The sequence below is a fragment of the Thermoplasmatales archaeon genome (assembly GCA_026127925.1).
In the GTDB taxonomy this organism is placed as follows: Archaea; Thermoplasmatota; Thermoplasmata; order Thermoplasmatales; family Thermoplasmataceae; genus JAKAYB01.
Genome location: JAJSLM010000006.1, coordinates 53,778 through 72,616, shown reverse-complemented (window position 1 = coordinate 72,616; position 18,839 = coordinate 53,778). Strand labels below are relative to the sequence as shown.

The 18,839-nt window shown below is 40.2% G+C and carries 25 protein-coding genes; 19 read left to right on the top strand and 6 right to left on the bottom strand.

Annotated elements, in window-relative coordinates; translation table 11 throughout:
• Positions 1 to 74: 74 nt before the first annotated feature.
• Entirely contained in the window at positions 75 to 785 is a 711-nt protein-coding gene (gene psmA, locus LVQ96_06620; protein ID MCW6170829.1) for an archaeal proteasome endopeptidase complex subunit alpha, read from the top strand.
• Positions 786 to 955: 170 nt separating this feature from the next.
• Here the strand turns inward: psmA and LVQ96_06615 are convergent, their stop codons facing one another.
• Together LVQ96_06615 and LVQ96_06610 are read right to left on the bottom strand one after the other, a co-directional pair.
• Positions 956 to 1,708: a nucleotidyl transferase AbiEii/AbiGii toxin family protein gene (locus LVQ96_06615; GenBank protein ID MCW6170828.1), complete on the bottom strand. Its 753-nt coding sequence runs from the start codon at positions 1,706 to 1,708 to the stop codon at positions 956 to 958.
• Positions 1,705 to 2,277, bottom strand: a complete 573-nt coding sequence (locus LVQ96_06610) for a hypothetical protein (protein MCW6170827.1) — start codon at positions 2,275 to 2,277, stop codon at positions 1,705 to 1,707. Before LVQ96_06610 ends, LVQ96_06615 begins: the two co-directional genes overlap by 4 nt.
• Before the next feature lie 354 nt (positions 2,278 to 2,631).
• On the opposite strand from LVQ96_06610, the gene LVQ96_06605 reads away from it, so the two are divergent.
• The 11 genes from LVQ96_06605 to LVQ96_06555 all read left to right on the top strand — a co-directional run bounded on the left by LVQ96_06605 (position 2,632) and on the right by LVQ96_06555 (position 11,456).
• Positions 2,632 to 3,330, top strand: coding sequence for a ribosome assembly factor SBDS (locus LVQ96_06605; protein MCW6170826.1), 699 nt, complete (start codon positions 2,632 to 2,634; stop codon positions 3,328 to 3,330).
• A 497-nt stretch (positions 3,331 to 3,827) separates the two neighbouring features.
• Complete coding sequence (locus LVQ96_06600) at positions 3,828 to 4,349, top strand: hypothetical protein (GenBank protein MCW6170825.1); 522 nt, start codon at positions 3,828 to 3,830, stop codon at positions 4,347 to 4,349.
• Between the two features lie 41 nt (positions 4,350 to 4,390).
• Positions 4,391 to 5,215: a hypothetical protein gene (locus tag LVQ96_06595; GenBank protein MCW6170824.1), complete on the top strand. Its 825-nt coding sequence runs from the start codon at positions 4,391 to 4,393 to the stop codon at positions 5,213 to 5,215.
• Positions 5,216 to 5,220: 5 nt separating this feature from the next.
• A complete protein-coding gene (locus LVQ96_06590) occupies positions 5,221 to 6,057 on the top strand; it encodes an ABC transporter ATP-binding protein (GenBank protein MCW6170823.1) in 837 nt (278 codons plus the stop codon).
• Positions 6,032 to 6,724 (top strand): hypothetical protein, encoded by a 693-nt coding sequence (locus tag LVQ96_06585; protein ID MCW6170822.1) that lies wholly within the window; start codon positions 6,032 to 6,034, stop codon positions 6,722 to 6,724. The genes LVQ96_06590 and LVQ96_06585 overlap by 26 nt, the downstream gene beginning before the upstream one ends.
• 249 nt (positions 6,725 to 6,973) lie before the next feature.
• On the top strand, positions 6,974 to 7,549 hold the full coding sequence (mtnB, locus tag LVQ96_06580; protein ID MCW6170821.1) for a methylthioribulose 1-phosphate dehydratase: 576 nt from the start codon (positions 6,974 to 6,976) through the stop codon (positions 7,547 to 7,549).
• A gap of 115 nt (positions 7,550 to 7,664) precedes the next feature.
• Positions 7,665 to 8,228: a cupin domain-containing protein gene (locus LVQ96_06575; protein ID MCW6170820.1), complete on the top strand. Its 564-nt coding sequence runs from the start codon at positions 7,665 to 7,667 to the stop codon at positions 8,226 to 8,228.
• A gap of 5 nt (positions 8,229 to 8,233) precedes the next feature.
• Positions 8,234 to 8,971, top strand: coding sequence for an acireductone synthase (gene mtnC, locus LVQ96_06570; protein ID MCW6170819.1), 738 nt, complete (start codon positions 8,234 to 8,236; stop codon positions 8,969 to 8,971).
• 272 nt (positions 8,972 to 9,243) lie between these two features.
• Complete coding sequence (locus LVQ96_06565) at positions 9,244 to 9,915, top strand: exosome complex protein Rrp4 (GenBank protein MCW6170818.1); 672 nt, start codon at positions 9,244 to 9,246, stop codon at positions 9,913 to 9,915.
• The gene (locus LVQ96_06560; protein MCW6170817.1) at positions 9,916 to 10,662 is read left to right on the top strand and encodes an exosome complex exonuclease Rrp41; all 747 of its coding nucleotides are present in this window, start codon (positions 9,916 to 9,918) and stop codon (positions 10,660 to 10,662) included.
• The gene (locus LVQ96_06555; protein MCW6170816.1) at positions 10,662 to 11,456 is read left to right on the top strand and encodes an exosome complex protein Rrp42; all 795 of its coding nucleotides are present in this window, start codon (positions 10,662 to 10,664) and stop codon (positions 11,454 to 11,456) included. The genes LVQ96_06560 and LVQ96_06555 overlap by 1 nt, the downstream gene beginning before the upstream one ends.
• Before the next feature lie 118 nt (positions 11,457 to 11,574).
• Here the strand turns inward: LVQ96_06555 and LVQ96_06550 are convergent, their stop codons facing one another.
• The 3 genes from LVQ96_06550 to LVQ96_06540 form a co-directional block, all read right to left on the bottom strand.
• Complete coding sequence (locus tag LVQ96_06550; protein MCW6170815.1) at positions 11,575 to 12,222, bottom strand: hypothetical protein; 648 nt, start codon at positions 12,220 to 12,222, stop codon at positions 11,575 to 11,577.
• A 57-nt stretch (positions 12,223 to 12,279) separates the two neighbouring features.
• Positions 12,280 to 13,290 (bottom strand): transposase, encoded by a 1,011-nt coding sequence (locus tag LVQ96_06545; GenBank protein ID MCW6170814.1) that lies wholly within the window; start codon positions 13,288 to 13,290, stop codon positions 12,280 to 12,282.
• 214 nt (positions 13,291 to 13,504) lie between these two features.
• The gene (locus LVQ96_06540) at positions 13,505 to 14,101 is read right to left on the bottom strand and encodes an IS607 family transposase (protein ID MCW6170813.1); all 597 of its coding nucleotides are present in this window, start codon (positions 14,099 to 14,101) and stop codon (positions 13,505 to 13,507) included.
• Between the two features lie 357 nt (positions 14,102 to 14,458).
• On the opposite strand from LVQ96_06540, the gene LVQ96_06535 reads away from it, so the two are divergent.
• From LVQ96_06535 to rsmA, 7 genes are read left to right on the top strand one after another with little or no spacing between them, the layout of a single operon-like run.
• The gene (locus LVQ96_06535; GenBank protein MCW6170812.1) at positions 14,459 to 14,719 is read left to right on the top strand and encodes a 50S ribosomal protein L37ae; all 261 of its coding nucleotides are present in this window, start codon (positions 14,459 to 14,461) and stop codon (positions 14,717 to 14,719) included.
• Positions 14,712 to 14,843, top strand: a complete 132-nt coding sequence (locus LVQ96_06530; protein ID MCW6170811.1) for a DUF1922 domain-containing protein — start codon at positions 14,712 to 14,714, stop codon at positions 14,841 to 14,843. The genes LVQ96_06535 and LVQ96_06530 overlap by 8 nt, the downstream gene beginning before the upstream one ends.
• 12 nt (positions 14,844 to 14,855) lie before the next feature.
• Complete coding sequence (locus tag LVQ96_06525) at positions 14,856 to 16,013, top strand: tRNA pseudouridine(54/55) synthase Pus10 (GenBank protein ID MCW6170810.1); 1,158 nt, start codon at positions 14,856 to 14,858, stop codon at positions 16,011 to 16,013.
• The gene (locus LVQ96_06520) at positions 16,014 to 16,310 is read left to right on the top strand and encodes a 50S ribosomal protein L21e (protein ID MCW6170809.1); all 297 of its coding nucleotides are present in this window, start codon (positions 16,014 to 16,016) and stop codon (positions 16,308 to 16,310) included.
• Between the two features lie 2 nt (positions 16,311 to 16,312).
• Complete coding sequence (locus LVQ96_06515; GenBank protein MCW6170808.1) at positions 16,313 to 16,615, top strand: hypothetical protein; 303 nt, start codon at positions 16,313 to 16,315, stop codon at positions 16,613 to 16,615.
• Between the two features lie 20 nt (positions 16,616 to 16,635).
• Positions 16,636 to 17,184, top strand: a complete 549-nt coding sequence (locus LVQ96_06510; GenBank protein ID MCW6170807.1) for a DUF655 domain-containing protein — start codon at positions 16,636 to 16,638, stop codon at positions 17,182 to 17,184.
• Positions 17,181 to 17,930, top strand: coding sequence for a 16S rRNA (adenine(1518)-N(6)/adenine(1519)-N(6))-dimethyltransferase RsmA (gene rsmA, locus LVQ96_06505; protein MCW6170806.1), 750 nt, complete (start codon positions 17,181 to 17,183; stop codon positions 17,928 to 17,930). The genes LVQ96_06510 and rsmA overlap by 4 nt, the downstream gene beginning before the upstream one ends.
• Here the strand turns inward: rsmA and LVQ96_06500 are convergent.
• Complete coding sequence (locus LVQ96_06500; protein MCW6170805.1) at positions 17,896 to 18,735, bottom strand: SPFH domain-containing protein; 840 nt, start codon at positions 18,733 to 18,735, stop codon at positions 17,896 to 17,898. The two genes, rsmA and LVQ96_06500, sit on opposite strands and share 35 nt — an antisense overlap.
• Between the last annotated feature and the right edge of the window lie 104 nt (positions 18,736 to 18,839).

Genomic DNA, 18,839 nt, shown 5'->3' with positions numbered 1-18,839 from the left:
GTTTTATAACGTCAGGAAAATTTGTAGAAAACATTTATTATTCGATTATCCTACTGAATAGAAAGGTGAATTAAATGCAACAAGCCCAAATGGCGTATGATAGAGCTATAACTGTATTTTCCCCTGATGGCAGGTTATTTCAGGTAGAGTATGCAAGGGAAGCTGTTAAGAAAGGTTCGACTGCCTTAGGAATAAAATTTGGAGATGGCGTGGCACTGATATCTGATAAGAAATTCAAGAGTAAACTGGTTGAGCAGAATTCGATGGAAAAGATCCAGCTCATAGATGATAATGTTGCAACCGTTACATCTGGCCTTGTTGCTGATGCGAGAGTTCTTGTTGATTTTGCAAGGGTTGCGGCACAGCAGGAGAAGATCACATATGGGTCTCTCGTGAACCTTGAGAACCTTGTCAAGAGAGTTGCCGATCAGATGCAGCAATACACACAGTACGGAGGCGTAAGACCGTATGGTGTATCCATGATTTTCGCCGGTATAGACAGTATTGCACCAAAACTTTTTGACTGCGATCCCGCGGGAACTATCAATGAGTACAGGGCAGTGATCATAGGCGCGCTTAAGGATCAGGTTACAGCATTCCTTGAGAAAGAATACAAGGAAGGGATGTCAGAAAGCGAAGCTGTTTTGCTGGGCATAAGGGCACTTAAATCTGTAAGTGAAGAAGGATCAGAGATAAGGAGTCCCGAGGTCGCGACGATAGTTAAAGGGAAGAAATTCCACATCTATTCAAAGGAAGAAGTTGATAAGGTCTTCAAGGAAGCATAAAGATTCGAGAGCTTCTCGACAATACCAATTTTTTTTAGATATATTGCTTACATCAACATTCCTATGCAGCAGTTCATACGGAAGAAGTGTGGTAACAAATTACGTTTATGTAAGAAATTCAAGTAAAGTTGTTTCTGCTTTAATCAAATGCAATTCTCAAAAATATTTCCTTATCCCCCTTTCACCCAGTTCTCTATATAGGCTCGGACTACATCAAAATCAGGTAGCTCGCCCAGAACTGTTTGCCTTAATTCCTTTTTATACGTTTTTTGAGCTTGGCCTAATCTATTGAGAAATTCAGCAGGGTCAAATTTTTTATTGTAATAGTCGAGCTTTCTGTTGATTAATTCCTGATCGAACAGAATGTTCTTTAGACGAATGAGATAAAATAAATCGTATACGTCTCTGTCCTTGTTTCGTGTAAGAATTGCCCTGACTTTTTCTGCTCCTACTTCATCAAGGTTCATTCCGGTGATTGTTCGAACAGGAATATCATATTGGGGAAGATTTATACTCAATGGTATACCTGGAAGAATGACCTTTTCCCTCATGCTGATCTCAACGTACACTATGCATCTATCCTTTTCATTCGTGTGCAGGGGACCATCGATCATGAATCTTGCTGATACATTGAAATTATTCTCATTTATGATCTTTAACTTGTTTTCATAACCGTATAGTCTCAAGGATCTTGAAACAAATTCAGGCAATTCTCTTTTGAATAGGCCTTTTGCGGTGAAATCTAAATCCTCAGAAAATCTGTTAAGCCCGTGAAAAAACCATAGATATGTTCCCCCTTTAAACACGAGAGGATAGTCCGAAATGGTTGTGAGGATTAAACTCTGCAGATAATGCTTTTCCTGCTGCCATGGCCTCAAGTGTGATAGTTGGGAAATTTCCATTATCTTCTTTGAATCAATCATCTGACCACCTCGAGCAGCTTTAATTTTCCTTTGCCCTTAAATTTGTCCAAATAAGGTCTGAATTCTTTCATTCTTTTACTCCCTACATACGAATCAAGATCCCCTGCTGAGAAATAGTTGAGATAATACCCATCAAGGAGAGCTTTTTCCACAGTTGCGACAAAGCAGTAACTTCCCCCTACTAAGTGACGTTCGTAACCGAACATAAGTCCTGGAGGAATCTTATGATATTCTAAACCAAGGTCTTCGAACGTCATAGAATTGACAGGAGTTACGGACTGAACCCTACGTGGAACCTGCTGCGATGCATTGTAAAACAATAAGGCAGAGGATAAGGATATGTAAGATGGTTCAATTAGCTGAGATGCATTCACAAAGTCGTTATCTATGAAAGAAATTTTTCCTCTTACCAAATGTTTAGCAAGACCACTTTTCCAGAGCCTTGTCATATAAACGGACGCGGTAGTGTATTCTTTGCCAATCAGATTAGACAACTGAGGTGTTGTATAAACTGCCCTTTTCGATTCTAGCGCCATTTCCCGGATTCTGTAAAGTGTAAGTTCTTTCATTATTATCCGTCCAGTTTTACAATATTGTTAATAGTGAATGACAATATAAGACTTATAGATCTATTGCAACAAGTATATGCCCTATATTTTTAAATTTTTTAACTCATCGAAATGCCGCTTGATTCTTCAGTGATGGCCACGCTATTACTTTTTGTAAACGAATCATTAAGAATAGATGAATAAATTACACATTCCATAAACTTTGCAAATCAAACTCTAATTCCTGAGTCTGGAACATGACGCTTTGTTCTCATTCATCTTCGCTTTTTAATTTTCCTAAACTTGATTCCACCTATTTTTTTCAGAATTAATATATACGCAAATTTTTTCTCTTATAGAAAAATAACGGATCGTATGGTCAGGTTGGAAGATGCGATAATTGCTAGACTGGAATCACACGGTCATAAGTTCGAGATATTCGTCGATCCGGATGCTACAGATCGCATCAAGGAAGGAAAGATAGACGCGGACCAGGACCTCGCAATAGACGAAGTTTACAAAGACGCTCGTAAAGGAGAAAAGGCAGGAGAAGAAGCGATAAAAGAAGTCTTTAAAACCGCAGACATCAAGGAAATTGCAACCGAGATTGTCAGAAAGGGACAAATTGAACTCACTACAGACCAGAGAAGAGAACTGCTTGAACGCCGAAAGAAACAGATTATAGAACTAATCGTACGTGAATCCATAAACCCGCAGACAAATACACCACACCCTGCGGTAAGGATTGCACAGGCTATGGAAGAGGCAAAAGTTCATGTCGACCCTTTCAAGAGCGCAGGGGATCAACTTCAGACCATATTAAAGGCAATAAAGCCAATACTGCCCATTAGAATGGATAAGACGAAACTTGCAGTGAAACTAACGGGAGATGCCTATGGAAAGGTTTATGGCGATATTCTGAGAACGGGTTATCTGATCAAGGAAGAATGGGGTAAAGATGGCTCATGGATGGGCCTTCTGGAGGTACCTGCTGGAATTGTTGGAGACATAATGAGTCAGCTTTCAAGGAAGTCCAGGGAGAACGTGGAAATACGGATCGTAAAACCGCGTTAGCCACTCCAACCCTAGATTAATAAATACGTTAATTTTCATAGAAGTATCTTTTATCAAGAGAAATTTATGTAAATCCATAATGTATATTCCTATCAGCGAAATTTGTTACCAGTCGATTCTGTAAGAGAGGACCAGTGTCTTTTCACAGAACCATAAAGTGACTATGGATGGGACAAACAGCAATATGAGTATACTATTCCACAAGGAGGGGGGCGCAGCAATATTGTGACGGTTAATGTAATTTCACAAAACGGAGAAACACTCATACGCTTCCAGAATGTGAACAATCATAGATACTGAAATATCGTCTTCGAGAGATAAGACATGGAAAGGAAAATGATAGTCATTCTCGTCGATAAGGATTACATTCTGGATAGTCCATACAGCAACGAGTTGATGTTAGGTTATTTCTCAAACTGCAACAAAAGTTGAAACAGCGGTTTATAATTGGCGTAGTTTAAACGAAAATTATATATATATATGACATGAACCATTTGGTGAGCAACATAATGAAAACACAAAAGAGTAAAAAGAAGTGGCATTTGCTCGTAACAACACTTTCAGTATTGTTTGGGCTTTTGCTTATATTGGTGATTTCAGGTGTGACCCACGCAGACTCTTATGGCAACCATGCGTACAGCCAGGTTTATGCCACAGACATATTCGGAATCCACATGGCATGGGTTAACAATAACTGGCAGTATTTTGCTACCTATAACAATGGAGATTTTCAGCTGAACACGAATACAAAATTAGTTACAAATAGCGGTGGAGTTTGGCCTGACGGTGGATCTATCACGGGTACATCTAGTCATGAAAGCTCAACGGATCTTTCTAGTAGTGTCGACTACAGTTTAAACAGTGCCGTTGGCCAACATTTGACAGGTACTTTGGTAAATCAAATGGAATATGTGGGTAATGGACAGTACGTGAATTACGTGTACATTTACGGCACCGGCTACTATCAATCAGGTGTTGGTGGCATACCAATTGATTTTGACGTAACTTTTGACGCATAGATATAATAATATATATTATTTTTCTCATTTGGTGGATATGAATGAAAAAGTTGACAGTAGTTATACTCGCACTTGTGATCATAGGAGTCGCTGTTAATTTCATCCCTGCATCAACATATACTTTTGGTACATACATACATAAAGAATACAAGGATAGTTTTTCTTCGGGGATCTCACTGGAGTACTACGGTATTTTTGGTACGGTTGTGAAAAAGAACTATACAATGTACGATTTAGGGGTAACAGTAAATATAACGAAAATGAAAACTGAATATTACCACGTTGACTCGAAACTCTATAAAGTGTATCCTTCACCAACAGGCACGGGATTTAATGCTAAATTGCTTCCTGCTCCACCATTTTATGGTTCATCTGTTGTAGAGATTTCCAACTATTCTGGAAACTTTACAAGAAGCGAATACAGTCTTATTAATATGCTGTTTCCGAACGGAAACACGGTCAGTGATCGCATATTAAATTTTACTATATCACATTCCGCTGAAAACATGAACCCAAGTGGCTACCTTGGATTTCCAGATTATTATTTTAACGAACCTAATTTTACAAACATAGAGGTTAGTTACGTACACTTCGGTTCTCAACTCGCAATGTCCGCGTTTCTAACCCAAGCATCAAATAACACGATAAACTTACTCACATATATATTTCCAAGCTTCACTTTCAACATGAGCGCTATACATGTAGCTGGCCTAACGATTATGAACCTTGGTACAGGAAACGGTGTTCCCGCCCAAGACTGGTTTGGGTGGATATATTATGGTTTTGGCTTTGCGTTCCCTTTGAACATAATATTATTGCTTTCTTCTGCAATTCTGGCTGTATACGTCTATAGGAAGGCGAACTGAATTCAATGTTCTTATTAAAGGCCAAAAACTTGACAAAGAAGTTTGGCGAGCAAAAAAAAGCCTTGGATACTTTAAATCTTGAGGTAGAAACAAACCGATTATGTTTTTTAGGACAAAATGGAAGTGGCAAAACAACAGTTCTTTCTATAATAGCAGGTATCTTGACTCCCTCAACAGGTTCTCTGGAGATCAACGGAATCGAACCGTATAAAAACAGAGCCGAAGCACTTAAAAGTTCAACATTTCTCTTTGAAAAGCCTAAACTATCCTACAGGATGAAAGTAAAAGAATTTATTAACTTTGCTCGCCGTTCCCCTGATTTGGGGCCTGATTTTGAGCCCATGCTTAAACAATTAGATCTTGAAGAATTTTATGACGAAAGGCTATTTAAGCTCTCGTCAGGTCAAGAGCAACTCATGACTCTATTAAGTGCCTTCTCACGGAATACTTCAAGAATAATAGCTGATGAAGCGTTCACTCACATTGACATTTCTAGGACAGGAAATGTAATGAACGACATGTACCGTATGAATAGAGATTTGATTTTTTCAACTCATGTCCCTGAAGAAGCCGAAACTCTAGCCGACTACATAGTGATTCTTAACAATGGACGAGCAGTCTGGAACGGAACAATAAGTGACCTATTTTCATCAGACATTTTTGAAGTGTACATGACCAGAAGCGCACAGATTAAAATGGAATGCTTGTTCAGGTATGGTGATATTTGTCTTGTTAAATCGGACATAAAAAAACTTGCGAAGCTGTTAGAGAGTGGCGTAATAATAGGTTTCAGAAAATCCGGAGTGCGCAGAATATATGGCCAATTTGACAATGACCGTTAAGTGGTATCTAAAAGGGGTATTCCCTCTGCCAATATATGTTCCTATATTGTCTATGATCATTCTTACACAATTATACACTATTGAATATCTGAAGAGCCTTGTGGAATTTTCATTGCTGACTCAGATGTTGCTGATTCCATTTATTATTTTAATTGTCGGATCACACTTTACTCGTAATAAACTTATGACCGTTTTCGAACTTTCCTTCCTTGGAAGTTGGAAACGAATAGCAATTTCAAAACTTATAGTATTTGCACTGGGCCTTTTACCATTCATAGTAACAGAGGTATCCATATTATTGATCACAAAAAACACGTTTCTCGTTATCCCAATTTTAATTTCTCTTTTGGTATATGCGTCGATTTCCATTTTATCCTCTCTATCGCCTTCTCAGTTGAATGCATTTATGATCAGTATAGTGTTTATTCTTTTGATCCCTATTGCTGCAGTAGAATTGATTGAAAATTATGTAAGCCTTGGCATAACCTCGGGATTGCCCATGGGGATGATACTTTATTTCTTAACCCCGTTAACTAGCTTCGAATATTATAAGAAGGGGATTATTAACGTGGATCCTTCTCTTGGCCTTGCCACTGCCTCTTTCCTAGCAATAATAATGGTCATTTCTTACATCTACTTATTTCAGCATCAAGAATTTAAGCCATAGATTTATATCAAAATCAACTAAAGATTCTCCTACAGAAACATTTGGATTAGAATTAAGCAAATAGTCCTCTACTGCTTATAACCATCAAGTCAACCCAAGTCTTTTCACTCCTTAATATCTTCATTGGATCGGCCCGTTTCTAATATTACGATAGGGCAATTATATTACACTAGCTTGGATCATGTAAATTACCAATGGTAATAAATTAGCACAAAAAATTAAAACAGCATGACTTAATCGGACCTTAGAGTGACAAATAAATTGCAGGAAGTAAATGTAGGAAACCAGGGGATTCGGGAAGCAAATCTTAACGTCTCACTCGATCTAATAAAAATTGCGTACGAATTCTACAGAAGAGGATGGCTTTTTGGCACAAGCGGGAATCTGAGTGCACTGATCTCGAGATCTCCATTTGTTCTTTCCATTACGGGAAGCGGCCTTGACAAAAGCATGTTGAACTTGCGAGACATAGTTTACGTTGATGATCTTGGAAGAATCCTCTCCGGGGAGAGAAAACCATCAAGTGAAACATTGCTTCATGTTGCTGCGATCAAACAGAGGAACTGTAGCGCCGTGTTCCACACTCACTCTATTTGGGGAACAATTCTCTCAAAGAAATACCTCAAGGATGGGGGATTTCAGATGGAGGGATATGAAATGCTCAAAGGACTTGAAAACGTAGTATCTCACGATCATTCCGAATGGATCCCGGTTTTAGAAAATTCGCAGGACATGCTCTCCCTTTCCGCTAAGGTCAACGATTTACTCAAAAATGATAAAAACCTACATTGTTTCCTTCTTTCCGGCCATGGCCTGTATGTATGAGGGAATAATGTTGAGGCTGCAAAGAGGCATACTGAAGTCTTAGAGTTCCTGTTGGAGGTCCATGGAAGGCTTGTTAATTCCGGAATGTAATTTAAGAGAAAAAGGTGATGATTCAATGGTAGTTATAAGCGTTCCTGACAAAGGTATAAAGATTGAAAGCAGTGGAGAGGCAAAAGTTTTTCTGGAAAATATAGGGATACATTACGAAAGGTGGGATACTGGCAAATTAAGCAGTGATGAAACCGATCCAGAAAAGATTCTTGAAGCATACGATGAAGATGTGCGGAGACTCAAGAGAATAGGTGGCTACACAACGGCAGACGTAATTGATATGAAACCAGATACCCCTGATCTTGATTCTATGCTTCAAAAGTTCAGGAAGGAACATACGCACAGCGAAGACGAAGTGAGGTACGCAATAGAGGGCAGAGGTATATTCTATATCCATACTGAAACGGATGAAGTTGTTTCAGTAGAGGTTGAGACAGGCGATCTTATCCGCATACCCAGGGGAACGAGACACTGGTTTGATCTATGCAACGAAAAAAGGATCAAGGCTATAAGGCTGTTTCAGGACCCAGCTGGCTGGACTCCTTATTACACGGGAAGTGGAAAGGAGCAATCATATGAGCCCGTATGTTTTGGGCCTTCGTATATACCTACAACAAAGCGAAGATGATCTTAATGGGTCTGGTGGATATTGGCATTAACTCTGTGATACTGGACATTGAAGGAACTACTACCCCAATTGAATTTGTTCACTCCACACTTTTTGATTACGTCAAGGAAAACGTCGCAACGTTTTTGCACAGTAATTACCGTAGGCCTGAGATTGCTGGTTGTATTGAAAGACTTAGAATACTCCCAGATCTACCTTTAGAATTTGTTCCAGCAGATAAGTATGCTACAGAAAATTTTCTCAATCGTGTATCGTCTGCAATAAGATACCTGGTGGAAAAGGACAGTAAGACAGCTCCATTGAAAGAGATAGAGGGATTCATCTGGGAAGAAGGGTACAGAAATGGATCCATAAGAGGCGAGGTATACGATGACGTACCTGAGGCATTTAAAAAATGGAGGGGTGGAAGCATAGGGATATACATATATTCATCAGGAAGCGCCCTGTCGCAAAGACTTCTTTTCAGCACAACTGTGTACGGAGACCTGGCGATGTACATAGATGGATTTTTCGATATGTCCGTTGGGAAGAAAACAGACCCTGAGAGTTATAGCAGAATTGCTAAAAAAATAGGAAAAAATAAGAAAAATTTGATCTTCATATCTGACTCTGAGAAGGAGATCAGGGCTGCCAGGGAATCTGGAATGAATGCCATTCTTATAAACAGAAATCCTACGTCGGATTCGAAAAATACCTCTGAGGGATTTATCAAAGATTTCAAGGACAGCCGCGTGATTCCGTAAGTGCCTGTGTTTGGATTCAACAGCTTCTACCGTGTCCGAATTAGATTCATAGGCCGATACTTCGACTCCAAGTCACCTCTTTTCAAGAACATCAGATGGAGTTAAATAAATAATAAATAGTCAGGTATCATATAAGACCGAAAAGAGAGTAAAAAATATCCAGTTGATCACTCCATCCAGACATATTTAAGGCGGGAGTTGTGTCCTGTCCGTTATGGATGCATTGGATTCTGAGTGCGCAATTGGCTTGATACTTGACAGGTGAACAAACAATGGACACAAAAAGAATAGTGGTTCCCGGAGACGTAATTGAGATAACTCAGGACAGACCAAGAAACGGGATCTATAAATGCAGTGAGAATAATTTCTGTTCCTCATATTTTGGTGTAGTCCAAACGGGAAATGGTTTCGTAGACGTAGTTCCATTTTATGGAAGATATGTGCCAAGAAGGGGCGACAAGGTTATTGGAAAAGTCATAGACATCGGACCTTCCATGTGGACGATAGATATCAATTCAGCATACCTTACGATGCTGCATTCAAATGACAGCCCATGGCGCATAAACAGTGGCGAACTGAAGAAATACCTTTCCATGGGGGACTACGTGTATGCAAAAGTTATGACAGTTAACGAGCTTAAGGAGAGCTGGATCACTCTGAGAGATGTCGGCTTGAGGAAATTAGAAGGTGGACACATTATATCCGTTCCTTCCCCAAAGGTCCCGAGGATCATAGGAAAGGGTGGAAATATGGTCAACATGATAAAAGATGCGACATCAACAAGAATCGTACTTGGACAAAACGGCCTAATTTGGATAGACGGAAGTCCTGAGAACATAATGAATGCAGTTTCTGCAATTAGGATGGTTGAAAGGGAAGCGCACACAAATGGATTGACAGATAGAGTTGGGAATTTTTTGAAAGGATTGAAAGGAGGAAATTAGATGGGTGGAGCAAAAACAGATCTAAAGTTAATAGACGAGAACGGCCTCAGGTTAGATGGCCGGTCTCCCAGCGAACTTAGACCTATAAAGATACAGACGGACGTATTAGAAAATGCTGATGGATCAGCGATGATTGAATGGGGAGGCAACAAGATTATTGCCTCCGTGTATGGACCAAGGGAAGCATATCCTAAGCACACGCAGAACATGGATATGGCAGTAGTTAAAGCGAGATACAACATGGCAGCTTTCTCAGTCGACGAAAGAAAGAGGCCTGGACCTGACAGGAGATCAATAGAGATCTCAAAGGTTGTATCTGAAGCTCTGCAGACTGCAATTCTTGCTGAGCAGTTCCCGAGAACCCAGATCGATGTTTTTATCGAGGTTCTCCAGGCAGATGCAGGGACAAGGATAGCAGGCCTTACAGCATCGGCCGTAGCCCTGGCTGCCGCTGGCATTCCTATGAGGGATATGGTCGCGGGATGTACAGCCGGGAAGGTGGCAGGACAGATAGTACTGGATCTTGGCAAGGAGGAGGATAACTTCGGTGAAGCGGATCTCCCGATAGCGCAGCTGGTGAAATCCGGGAAGATAGTGCTGATGCAGATGGATGGAGACTTGACGATTGAAGAATTCAACAAGGCAACCGAAATGATAGACGATGCCATAAAAAGGATCAGCGAGATCCAGAGGGAAGCCCTTGCAGGGAAATACAGAGATATAGCACTTGAGGAAGGTGGTGAATAATGCCGAAAGATGAAGCAGGGGTATTATCTGAGATCAAGAAAAGTTACATAATCAATAGATTGAAAGAGGGAAAGAGAGGAGATGGGAGATCACCTCTTGATTTCAGGGAAATAAAGATCTTTCCTGGTTACGTACCAAGGGCTTCTGGTTCTGCCAGAGTTGAACTCGGAAAGACAAAAGTTGTCGCCGGTGTCAAAATAGAATCTGGAGAGCCTTTTCCCGACACCCCGGACAGTGGTGTTTTGACTACGAATGTAGAGTTACTTCCTATGGCGTTCCCAACGTTTGAATCTGGACCTCCAGGTGAGGGTACAATTGAACTTGCCCGTGTCGTAGATCGTGGAATCAGAGAGAGTAAAATGATAGACATGGATAGCCTCGTCATAACTCCCGGAGAAAAAGTGTGGATCGTATTTGTTGATATTGATGTGCTGGACTTTGACGGGAACCTCATCGATGCGTGCACACTTGCAGCTGTATCCGCCCTGAGGAATGCTGTTATTCCTGGTTCGAAAGAGGGTGGGAAAGATACAAAGCTTGTTCTGAAGCATATTCCGATATCGGTTACCATGTCAAAAATAGGTGATGTCCTGGTATGTGATCCCGATACAGAGGAAGAGCAGATGGGTTCTACAAGGATTACTGTGACAACAACGGAAGATGGGCATATCAGGGCCATGCAGAAAGGCGAGGTAGGTTATCTCACGATGGATGAGGTCAAAACAGCCATTAACAATTCTCTTCAGGTCGGTAAAACCCTGAGAGAGAAATTTTTCTCGGAAGAACCAGCATAAGGGGCTGGTCCAAAAAAAATTTTTTTGACAGAATTTCTAACGCGTTTCGGAAATTGAAATGTTTTGAAGTCGGATGTTCCTGGCATCCGAAAGTGATGAGAATTTTCTGACGTTAAATCTAGTTCATAAAATATCTTGAATTATCCATCGCCACTATTACTTCCTGATCCGTAACTTGCGGAAAATTTTGGTAAAACTCACCAACAGAATACATTTCTTTGGGCAAATCCACCGAGACAAGGTTATCGACCATTGATCTCAGGCGCCCTGCGGTACTTTCCTCTACAACAGGTGTTGCTATTATGATTCTTTCCTGCCCACGATTCTTCAGGAGGTTCACTGCAGCTATAACCGTTGCACCTGTAGCAATCCCATCATCGACCACAATTGATACTGCATCGCGGTTTAGAATCATTGGTCTTCCTTGACGGTATATATTTCCGAGTTCATCAGCCTCATGATGCTTTCTGTTGATGATGCTATCCAACTGAGCTTTGTCGATGTGAAATTGTCTTATAATATATTCATTCAGGAACAGTTCCTTTGGATTGCCTTCGGTTACTGCTCCCAGAGCCAATTCCTCATCACCAGGTGCTCCTATTTTTTTTACAGCTATGATCTCCAAAGGACATTTCATTCTCATTGCTATCTCGAAACCAACTGGAACACCCCCTCTTGGAATTGCGTAAATAACACACGGAGCATGAACAGTTTTTGAGAGGATATTGACAAGTTTAATCCCAGCTTCCTTTCTGTCTTTGAACAAACTATGTCACTATAACCACAATTGCTTCGCACTAGGTTATGATTTCCGTTAACCATGTTAACATCCACCTTTGGAAGTTATCATCTGTCTGATGCTTAAACTTCTTGGGTATAACCCGATATCCTCTATCCCGTTCGCGAAAGCTTCAGGGATTGCCTTCTTTATTATGTTGTATGATGCATTGAGATCCGCATGGATGAGAGTTCCGTTAGCCGATCTGAATGTGCCTCTCCTTATTCTATTTCCCATGTATGTGTCATGATGTTCTATTGTTTCATTGTCAAGGAATGAACACCTGCTTGTGTGATCCTCTCTCTGTACAATTACATTAATTCCGATCTCTTCCCCTTTGTACTTAATCTGATGGATCAATGTATCGAAGGGGAGCTGAACGAAATTCTGGTTGTTCTTCGTTCCCATGTTAACCGATTGCTTCCATCCATCGTTGTGCCCTATGACTATTGTATCGATGTTCTTCGACTTTGCATAGTCTATTATTGATCTGGATACCTTGTGCATTACGTCTTTGATCTTGTTGTTCCGTTTCATGAAGAGCTCTCGTATCCTTTTTGTGTCCTTTCTTTCGTTTCCCTGTAGATCGTTTATGCTTCTGTATCTTGCAAGTTCTTTGTTGAAGTATTGATTTATTGACTTGATCAATCCCGCCCTTACAGCAATTCCCTGTTCGGGAATGTTGTTACCGATGGTTGCGAGGTTTCTCACACCGATATCAATACCCATAATCCTCTCTGCCTTTATTTCAGAAGTATCTGTTATCTCTTTCACATACACTATCTCGATATTATAACCGATCCCCAATGGTATTATTCTCACTTCTCTCAGATTCACATCTTTTAGTCTCGTCTTAACCTCCAGATTCATTATTTTTGGGAATCTCAATATACCATCGCGGATACTACACTGCTGATTGGTGAATACGAGAATGAATTCTCCATCCTTATGTTTGTATCTTGGTGGTTTTGGAACTCCCTTGAATAATTCCGGATGCTTCTTCCATGATCTCATGGCTTTGAAGAATGAATTCCATGACTGTTTTACCTTCTTTATTGTCCATTGTGCTGTCTGTGCTGGGAGCTTCTGGAAGTTGTTGTTTTCTTCTATCTCAGATGGCCTTGAGAATTGTCTTGCAAGTTCCTTCTAAGAAGACATCTTCTCCTTATTGAAGAACTGGTTTCTCAGAATGTAATTGACCTGATTATAGAGATTCTTCGATATATGGCACATTTCAGATACTGTGCCATTGTCTCGGATAAAGATCTGTTCAGTCCTCGTTACCTTCATATCCAACCTCAATTGAATTCTTTCTTCTCTTTGAATACATCTTCATGGAATAGCAGTGAAGCATACTTATGATGTCCTCAAAAATCTCTTCTGAATCTAATTTTATACTACCTACATCGGAAATAACAACAATCTCTGTACCGAATTTAGCAAAAAGATGCTTAAATAAATCAAAGCCAACTCTGCTTAATCTATCTTTATATGTTATTATTACCTTTTCTACTCTATAATTTATAATTTCATCGAGCAGTTCAAAGAGTCCTTTCCTCTTATTGAACGATATTCCTGACGCGACATCTGAATATATCGCATTGATAGTATAACCATTCATAAAGCACCATTGTTTTAACTGCTGTATCTGGTTCTCGAGATCATTCTTCTGCTTTGTTGTTGATACCCTTGCATAGATGATCGTCTTTCTTTTAATATCTTTATTCAATAATTTATAAACATCCTCATCATTGTAATCATAATGGCCATTAGGCATAACTGTAAATTTTATTTTGCCTGTTGATGCATATACATGAAGCGTTTTTCTGGAAATACGCAACAGGTTTAATACCTCATTTGCTTTCATAGTTAGTAACATAACACATCATCTGTATAAATAGTTATCTTAATTAGCTATCATAGACCTGTTTTGCATCAGCAAAATCACGCTAACAATTCATTATCGAATTCAGGAACATTTTATACGCGATTCTTAGATTTAATATATCCCTACCATTAACAGGCTCCATGGTGCTCGACCTCCGTCGAAATAGGGAGGAACGGAAAATCAATTGTTTTTAAATTCCATTAGAAAATATATCTATAGAAATCTTCTAACCGAATTAAAATGAACAACCGTCGTCCATAGGCATGTTTAAATCTTTGTAACAATTTCAGTATTTCCTGAATCTGAACGCAATCGTTTAGATCGATGGTGGCTTACATGTCTAAAAGAACTATTAAGGTAGGGGCTTCTGGCCGTTTTGGTCCTCGCTACGGAGTAACGATAAGAAAAGCGTGGAATGAGATCGAAAAGCAGAAAATCGCTGCTTATACGTGTCCATCGTGTAAGCAGAAAAAGGTGAAGAGATTGTCTTCTGGCATTTGGGAATGCAGACATTGCGGATACAAATTCGCCGGTGGATCTTATACTCCTGAATTTATCCAGGCACCGAAGAAACAAGAGGTGGCAGAGAGTGTATAAGTGTATCAGATGTGGCCGCCCGCTGGAAAAGTCGTACGGGACATCCGATATAGAATGCGAATGTGGTTCCAGAGTTTTTGTTAAGGAAAGACCAAGCATAGAGAAAGTAGTATACACAAAATGATCAGCATATCTCTTGACATCGAATTACCGTAAAATATGCAAAAGATGCTTCGGGCGCTGTTTTGCTCTAGAAGGGCATGGTGAATCTAATTTAGAACGTGGAGAGAAGTTCATAGATCATTTCGAAGCCCTATCATCAAAAGGTTATGAGATGGTCGACGAAGATGATTGCCAGTTCTGCAATGGCATATTCCTCAAATTTCAACATTATTTTGATATGATACAGAAAGATCTGTCAGAATACGAGTTCAATGATTTTCTTGTTGGCTCCACATTTGACGATTCTGCAATTGAACAGGAAAAGGAAATCCAGGAAATTTTCCAAAACAAAGGCGAAAGCATAAAAAAGGAATTTAACCGCGAATTTGGAAAATTTATTTCCGAGAAAACAGAGAAAAAAGTCAACTTCAAGGAACCGGAAATTATGATACGAATGGACATGAGGTACGATTCCTTTTCGCTGCAGATAAAGAGCCTGTTTGTCTCTGGAACATACAGAAAACTTGTAAGAGGCATCCCTCAAACCAGATGGATTCATAGGGATCCTTCCTCTCCATCTGTCGAGACAATTATCGGAAATAGAATCAACCTTCTGGCTAACGGAACAAATTTTTTCCTGCACGGAGCCGGAAGAGAGGACGTCGACGTGCTCATGCTCGGCAATGGCCGCGAATTCGCAATCGAGGTCGAGAATCCCAAGAAGAGGATGTTCAGTTTATCTGGTCTTGAATCGCTGATAAACGGCTCTGGAGAGGGTGTTGAAGTTTTTGGCCTCAAGCCTTCATCAAAAGAAAGCGTAGTTATGATAAAAGCCGAAAAAAATGACAAGACCTACCGCCTTGGACTGAAATTTCCCACAACAGTCGACATGGCGAAACTAAAAATGCTTGAAGAAAAATTTTCTGGAAAAGATATTTATCAAAGGACACCATTAAGGGTTTCCAGTAGAAGATCCGATCTAGTCAGAAAAAGGACCATCAGGAAACTCGAACTTGAAGATTCCACGGAAAGCGAGGTTACTCTGCTGATCAGGGCAGAGAGCGGAACATACATTAAGGAGTTAGTCCATGGGGATGATGGACGAACTGAACCAAGTATTTCTAGGGAATACGGGGAAATGCCTGAGATACTTTATCTTGACGTAGTTGAGATACACAGGGAGAATGATTAAATGGTAAAAATGTCACACGGCCCGAGGGCCGGATCAAGAAAAACTATGACGAAAAGGAAGAGCGAGAGAGGTTTCCCTCCAGTTTCAAGATTCATGAAATCATTCAATATTGGGGACCTTGCTGCAATAGACATAGAACCATCAATACACGCTGGTCTGCCGTATCATGGTTTCCAGGGGCTAACCGGGAGAATAACAGACAAACAGGGAGAGTGTTACATCCTTTCAGTCAGAGTGGGCGGAGTTGAAAAAAAGTTGCTTGCAGGACCTGTCCACCTTAAGAAAATTGAGGGATAAGTATGAAGGCGAAATACACAACCAACTCGGAAGCTTTCGATATACTTTCAAAGGAGAAGGAACATAACGATTTCGAAAAGGAAAATCTTTCCTATACAGAGGCTTTTTTGAAGTACAAAGGAAAGGATGCCAGGAAGGCTGTGAATTATCTTATGAGTGAATTCAAGTTACCTGAAAAGGCCGCGGTAAAGCTTGTGGATCTCAAACCCGGGACAAAGGAAGAACTTACAGTTATATTATCCACCTACGGCGTTATGCTATCAGAGGAAGATTTAAATAAGGTTGAGGACTATTTTAATGACTAACTGGCCGGAGGTGCCTGCTATTGGAATCGTATGCTTACATTTTAGATTATTTGCCACAGGGGAGAGCGGAAGAAAAGGGGTATCATAAGACACCAATAGCTCTGGCGATAGGGGAAACCGAATTCAAGCTTCTTGAACTTATTCCCAAGAATGATGCTGTTATTGCAATAGGGGAACGCGTTTACATAGGCAAGGAACCTGAAAAAAGAGCCAAGATACTTTCTGTGAGAAGAAGGATATCATATTCCGAACTAACTGCAGGCGCAACAAATGAGCTTCCGTATATTCTAGAAGCAATAATTCAGTCCAGAGAACAGGATTTTGTCAAGTTTTTCAACACCGCCGATTCGATCAATTCAAGACTTCACTCCATGGAGTTGCTTCCCGGACTCGGAAACAAGATCATGTGGGGAATACTTGATGAGAGAAAGAAGGAACCATTCAAGTCTTTCAATGATCTCACCGAGAGAGTGAAGACTTTGCACAACCCGCAGAAGATGCTCGCGAACAGGATAGTAGAGGAACTCAAGGAACGCCACGAGAAATACAAGCTCTTTGTCGCAAAATGAACCCTACTCTTTTTACAAGAAGATATGGCCAGGTATTTCTGAAAGACAGAAATGTGGCACGGTTTGAGGTTTTGCTGCTTGAGCTTCCACCCGAATCAAGAATCCTTGAAATAGGGCCCGGCGAGGGAATTCTTACGAAAATATTGCTGGATAGCGGTTATATGGTAACATGCGTAGAAAGCGATCATAGATTTGTGGAAATCCTTCGAGAAAAATTTCCCTCCGAAATAAATGACAGAAGATTGAACATAGAAAAAATGGATTTCCTTAGCCATGAAAAAGCCACCTTTGACGGGATCATTGGAAACATTCCATACCATATTTCTTCAGGCATAATTTTCAAACTGAATGATTTCGAGTTCGACAAAGCAGTTTTGATGGTGCAGGAGGAATTCTCTGACCGCCTAATCGCAAGGCCGAATAGCAGAGACTATGCAAGGATATCCATAAATGCTCAATTAAGATATGAAATAACAGCAGTCAGAAAAGTCTCAAGAGAAAAGTTTCATCCGAAGCCGAAGGTGAATTCCAAGATAATAATGCTGAAATTAAGAAACACATATGGCGAAGATTTACTTTCAAAAGTAGACAATATTTTAAGAACAGTTTTTTCAAACAGAAGAAAAAAATTAGGGACTATTCTTAACAATGTTCCCGAGAAATTTCATGATATGAGGCCGGGGGAATTGACCCCGGAAGAATATGTAGAACTCACTTATTGTCTGCAGAATTCTTTCCCGGAGTAGTGAGATTTTTACCAGACGCATCCATCATGCCCATGGCAGTGAACGGATTTCCGGCTATTCCGGCTGTTGGAACAAATGTTGGAACCATCATAAGTGTTCCTTTGCCTTCTAGACCTATTTCGTAAAGTATGTTTAACCATCTCAACTGGAAAGCCGTTGGATCATCCTTGTATTGATTTGCAGCTTCAACCATTTTCTGCGCTGCCTCAACCTCAGCCAGGGCCAGCGTTACTCTTGACCTTCTTTCTCTTTCCGCAGAAGCCTGCCTTGACATTGCTTCCTGCAAGTTCTGTGGAACTATTACATCCCTTATCTCGACTGCAGATACTTTTATGCCCCAGTTCTCGGTTTTTTCATCAATAATCTCTCTGGCTTCCTCCCCCAGCTTCTCCCTTTCAGAGAGGACTTCGTCAAATGAACTCTTTCCAAGAACTTCTCTCAGTGTTGTCTGCGCTGAATAATTTGTTGCTGAGCCAAAATTTTCAACGTTCAGTACCGATTTTTGGGGATCGATAATCTGGAAATACATGACCGCGTCCACATTTATCGGAACGTTATCTTTTGTGAATGTACTCTCTGTCTTGAATGATACAACCTGCACCCTCGTGGAAAGTATTGGACTTACCTTGCTGATTATAGGCCACACGTATATGATACCTGGACCCTTCATCATTGAGAATCTGCCGAGAGTGAATACAGCTCCTCTTTCCCATTCCTTTAAAATGTGCAAACCACTCAGGAATATTATCAATATGATAATAACCACAATAATGAGAGCTATGTCTCCACCACTTATTACTGCCATGAAGAGGCATGGTTAATTTTATATATATAGATTCCTAAGAAATTTTGGTAGTCCAGGATTAAATCGAAATTTTTAGAGAAGGTATAATATATAAGTGAAAAGAC

What these genes read in the sequence shown, in the direction of transcription:
- psmA (MCW6170829.1), top strand. Translation starts at nt 75, where the DNA reads ATGCAACAAGCCCAAATGGCGTATGATAGAGCTATAACTGTATTTTCC.
- LVQ96_06615 (MCW6170828.1), bottom strand. Translation starts at nt 1,708, where the DNA reads ATGATTGATTCAAAGAAGATAATGGAAATTTCCCAACTATCACACTTG.
- LVQ96_06610 (MCW6170827.1), bottom strand. Translation starts at nt 2,277, where the DNA reads ATGAAAGAACTTACACTTTACAGAATCCGGGAAATGGCGCTAGAATCG.
- LVQ96_06605 (MCW6170826.1), top strand. Translation starts at nt 2,632, where the DNA reads ATGGTCAGGTTGGAAGATGCGATAATTGCTAGACTGGAATCACACGGT.
- LVQ96_06595 (MCW6170824.1), top strand. Translation starts at nt 4,391, where the DNA reads ATGAAAAAGTTGACAGTAGTTATACTCGCACTTGTGATCATAGGAGTC.
- LVQ96_06590 (MCW6170823.1), top strand. Translation starts at nt 5,221, where the DNA reads ATGTTCTTATTAAAGGCCAAAAACTTGACAAAGAAGTTTGGCGAGCAA.
- LVQ96_06585 (MCW6170822.1), top strand. Translation starts at nt 6,032, where the DNA reads ATGGCCAATTTGACAATGACCGTTAAGTGGTATCTAAAAGGGGTATTC.
- LVQ96_06575 (MCW6170820.1), top strand. Translation starts at nt 7,665, where the DNA reads ATGGTAGTTATAAGCGTTCCTGACAAAGGTATAAAGATTGAAAGCAGT.
- mtnC (MCW6170819.1), top strand. Translation starts at nt 8,234, where the DNA reads ATGGGTCTGGTGGATATTGGCATTAACTCTGTGATACTGGACATTGAA.
- LVQ96_06565 (MCW6170818.1), top strand. Translation starts at nt 9,244, where the DNA reads ATGGACACAAAAAGAATAGTGGTTCCCGGAGACGTAATTGAGATAACT.
- LVQ96_06560 (MCW6170817.1), top strand. Translation starts at nt 9,916, where the DNA reads ATGGGTGGAGCAAAAACAGATCTAAAGTTAATAGACGAGAACGGCCTC.
- LVQ96_06555 (MCW6170816.1), top strand. Translation starts at nt 10,662, where the DNA reads ATGCCGAAAGATGAAGCAGGGGTATTATCTGAGATCAAGAAAAGTTAC.
- LVQ96_06540 (MCW6170813.1), bottom strand. Translation starts at nt 14,101, where the DNA reads ATGAAAGCAAATGAGGTATTAAACCTGTTGCGTATTTCCAGAAAAACG.
- LVQ96_06535 (MCW6170812.1), top strand. Translation starts at nt 14,459, where the DNA reads ATGTCTAAAAGAACTATTAAGGTAGGGGCTTCTGGCCGTTTTGGTCCT.
- LVQ96_06520 (MCW6170809.1), top strand. Translation starts at nt 16,014, where the DNA reads ATGGTAAAAATGTCACACGGCCCGAGGGCCGGATCAAGAAAAACTATG.
- LVQ96_06515 (MCW6170808.1), top strand. Translation starts at nt 16,313, where the DNA reads ATGAAGGCGAAATACACAACCAACTCGGAAGCTTTCGATATACTTTCA.
- rsmA (MCW6170806.1), top strand. Translation starts at nt 17,181, where the DNA reads ATGAACCCTACTCTTTTTACAAGAAGATATGGCCAGGTATTTCTGAAA.
- LVQ96_06500 (MCW6170805.1), bottom strand. Translation starts at nt 18,735, where the DNA reads ATGGCAGTAATAAGTGGTGGAGACATAGCTCTCATTATTGTGGTTATT.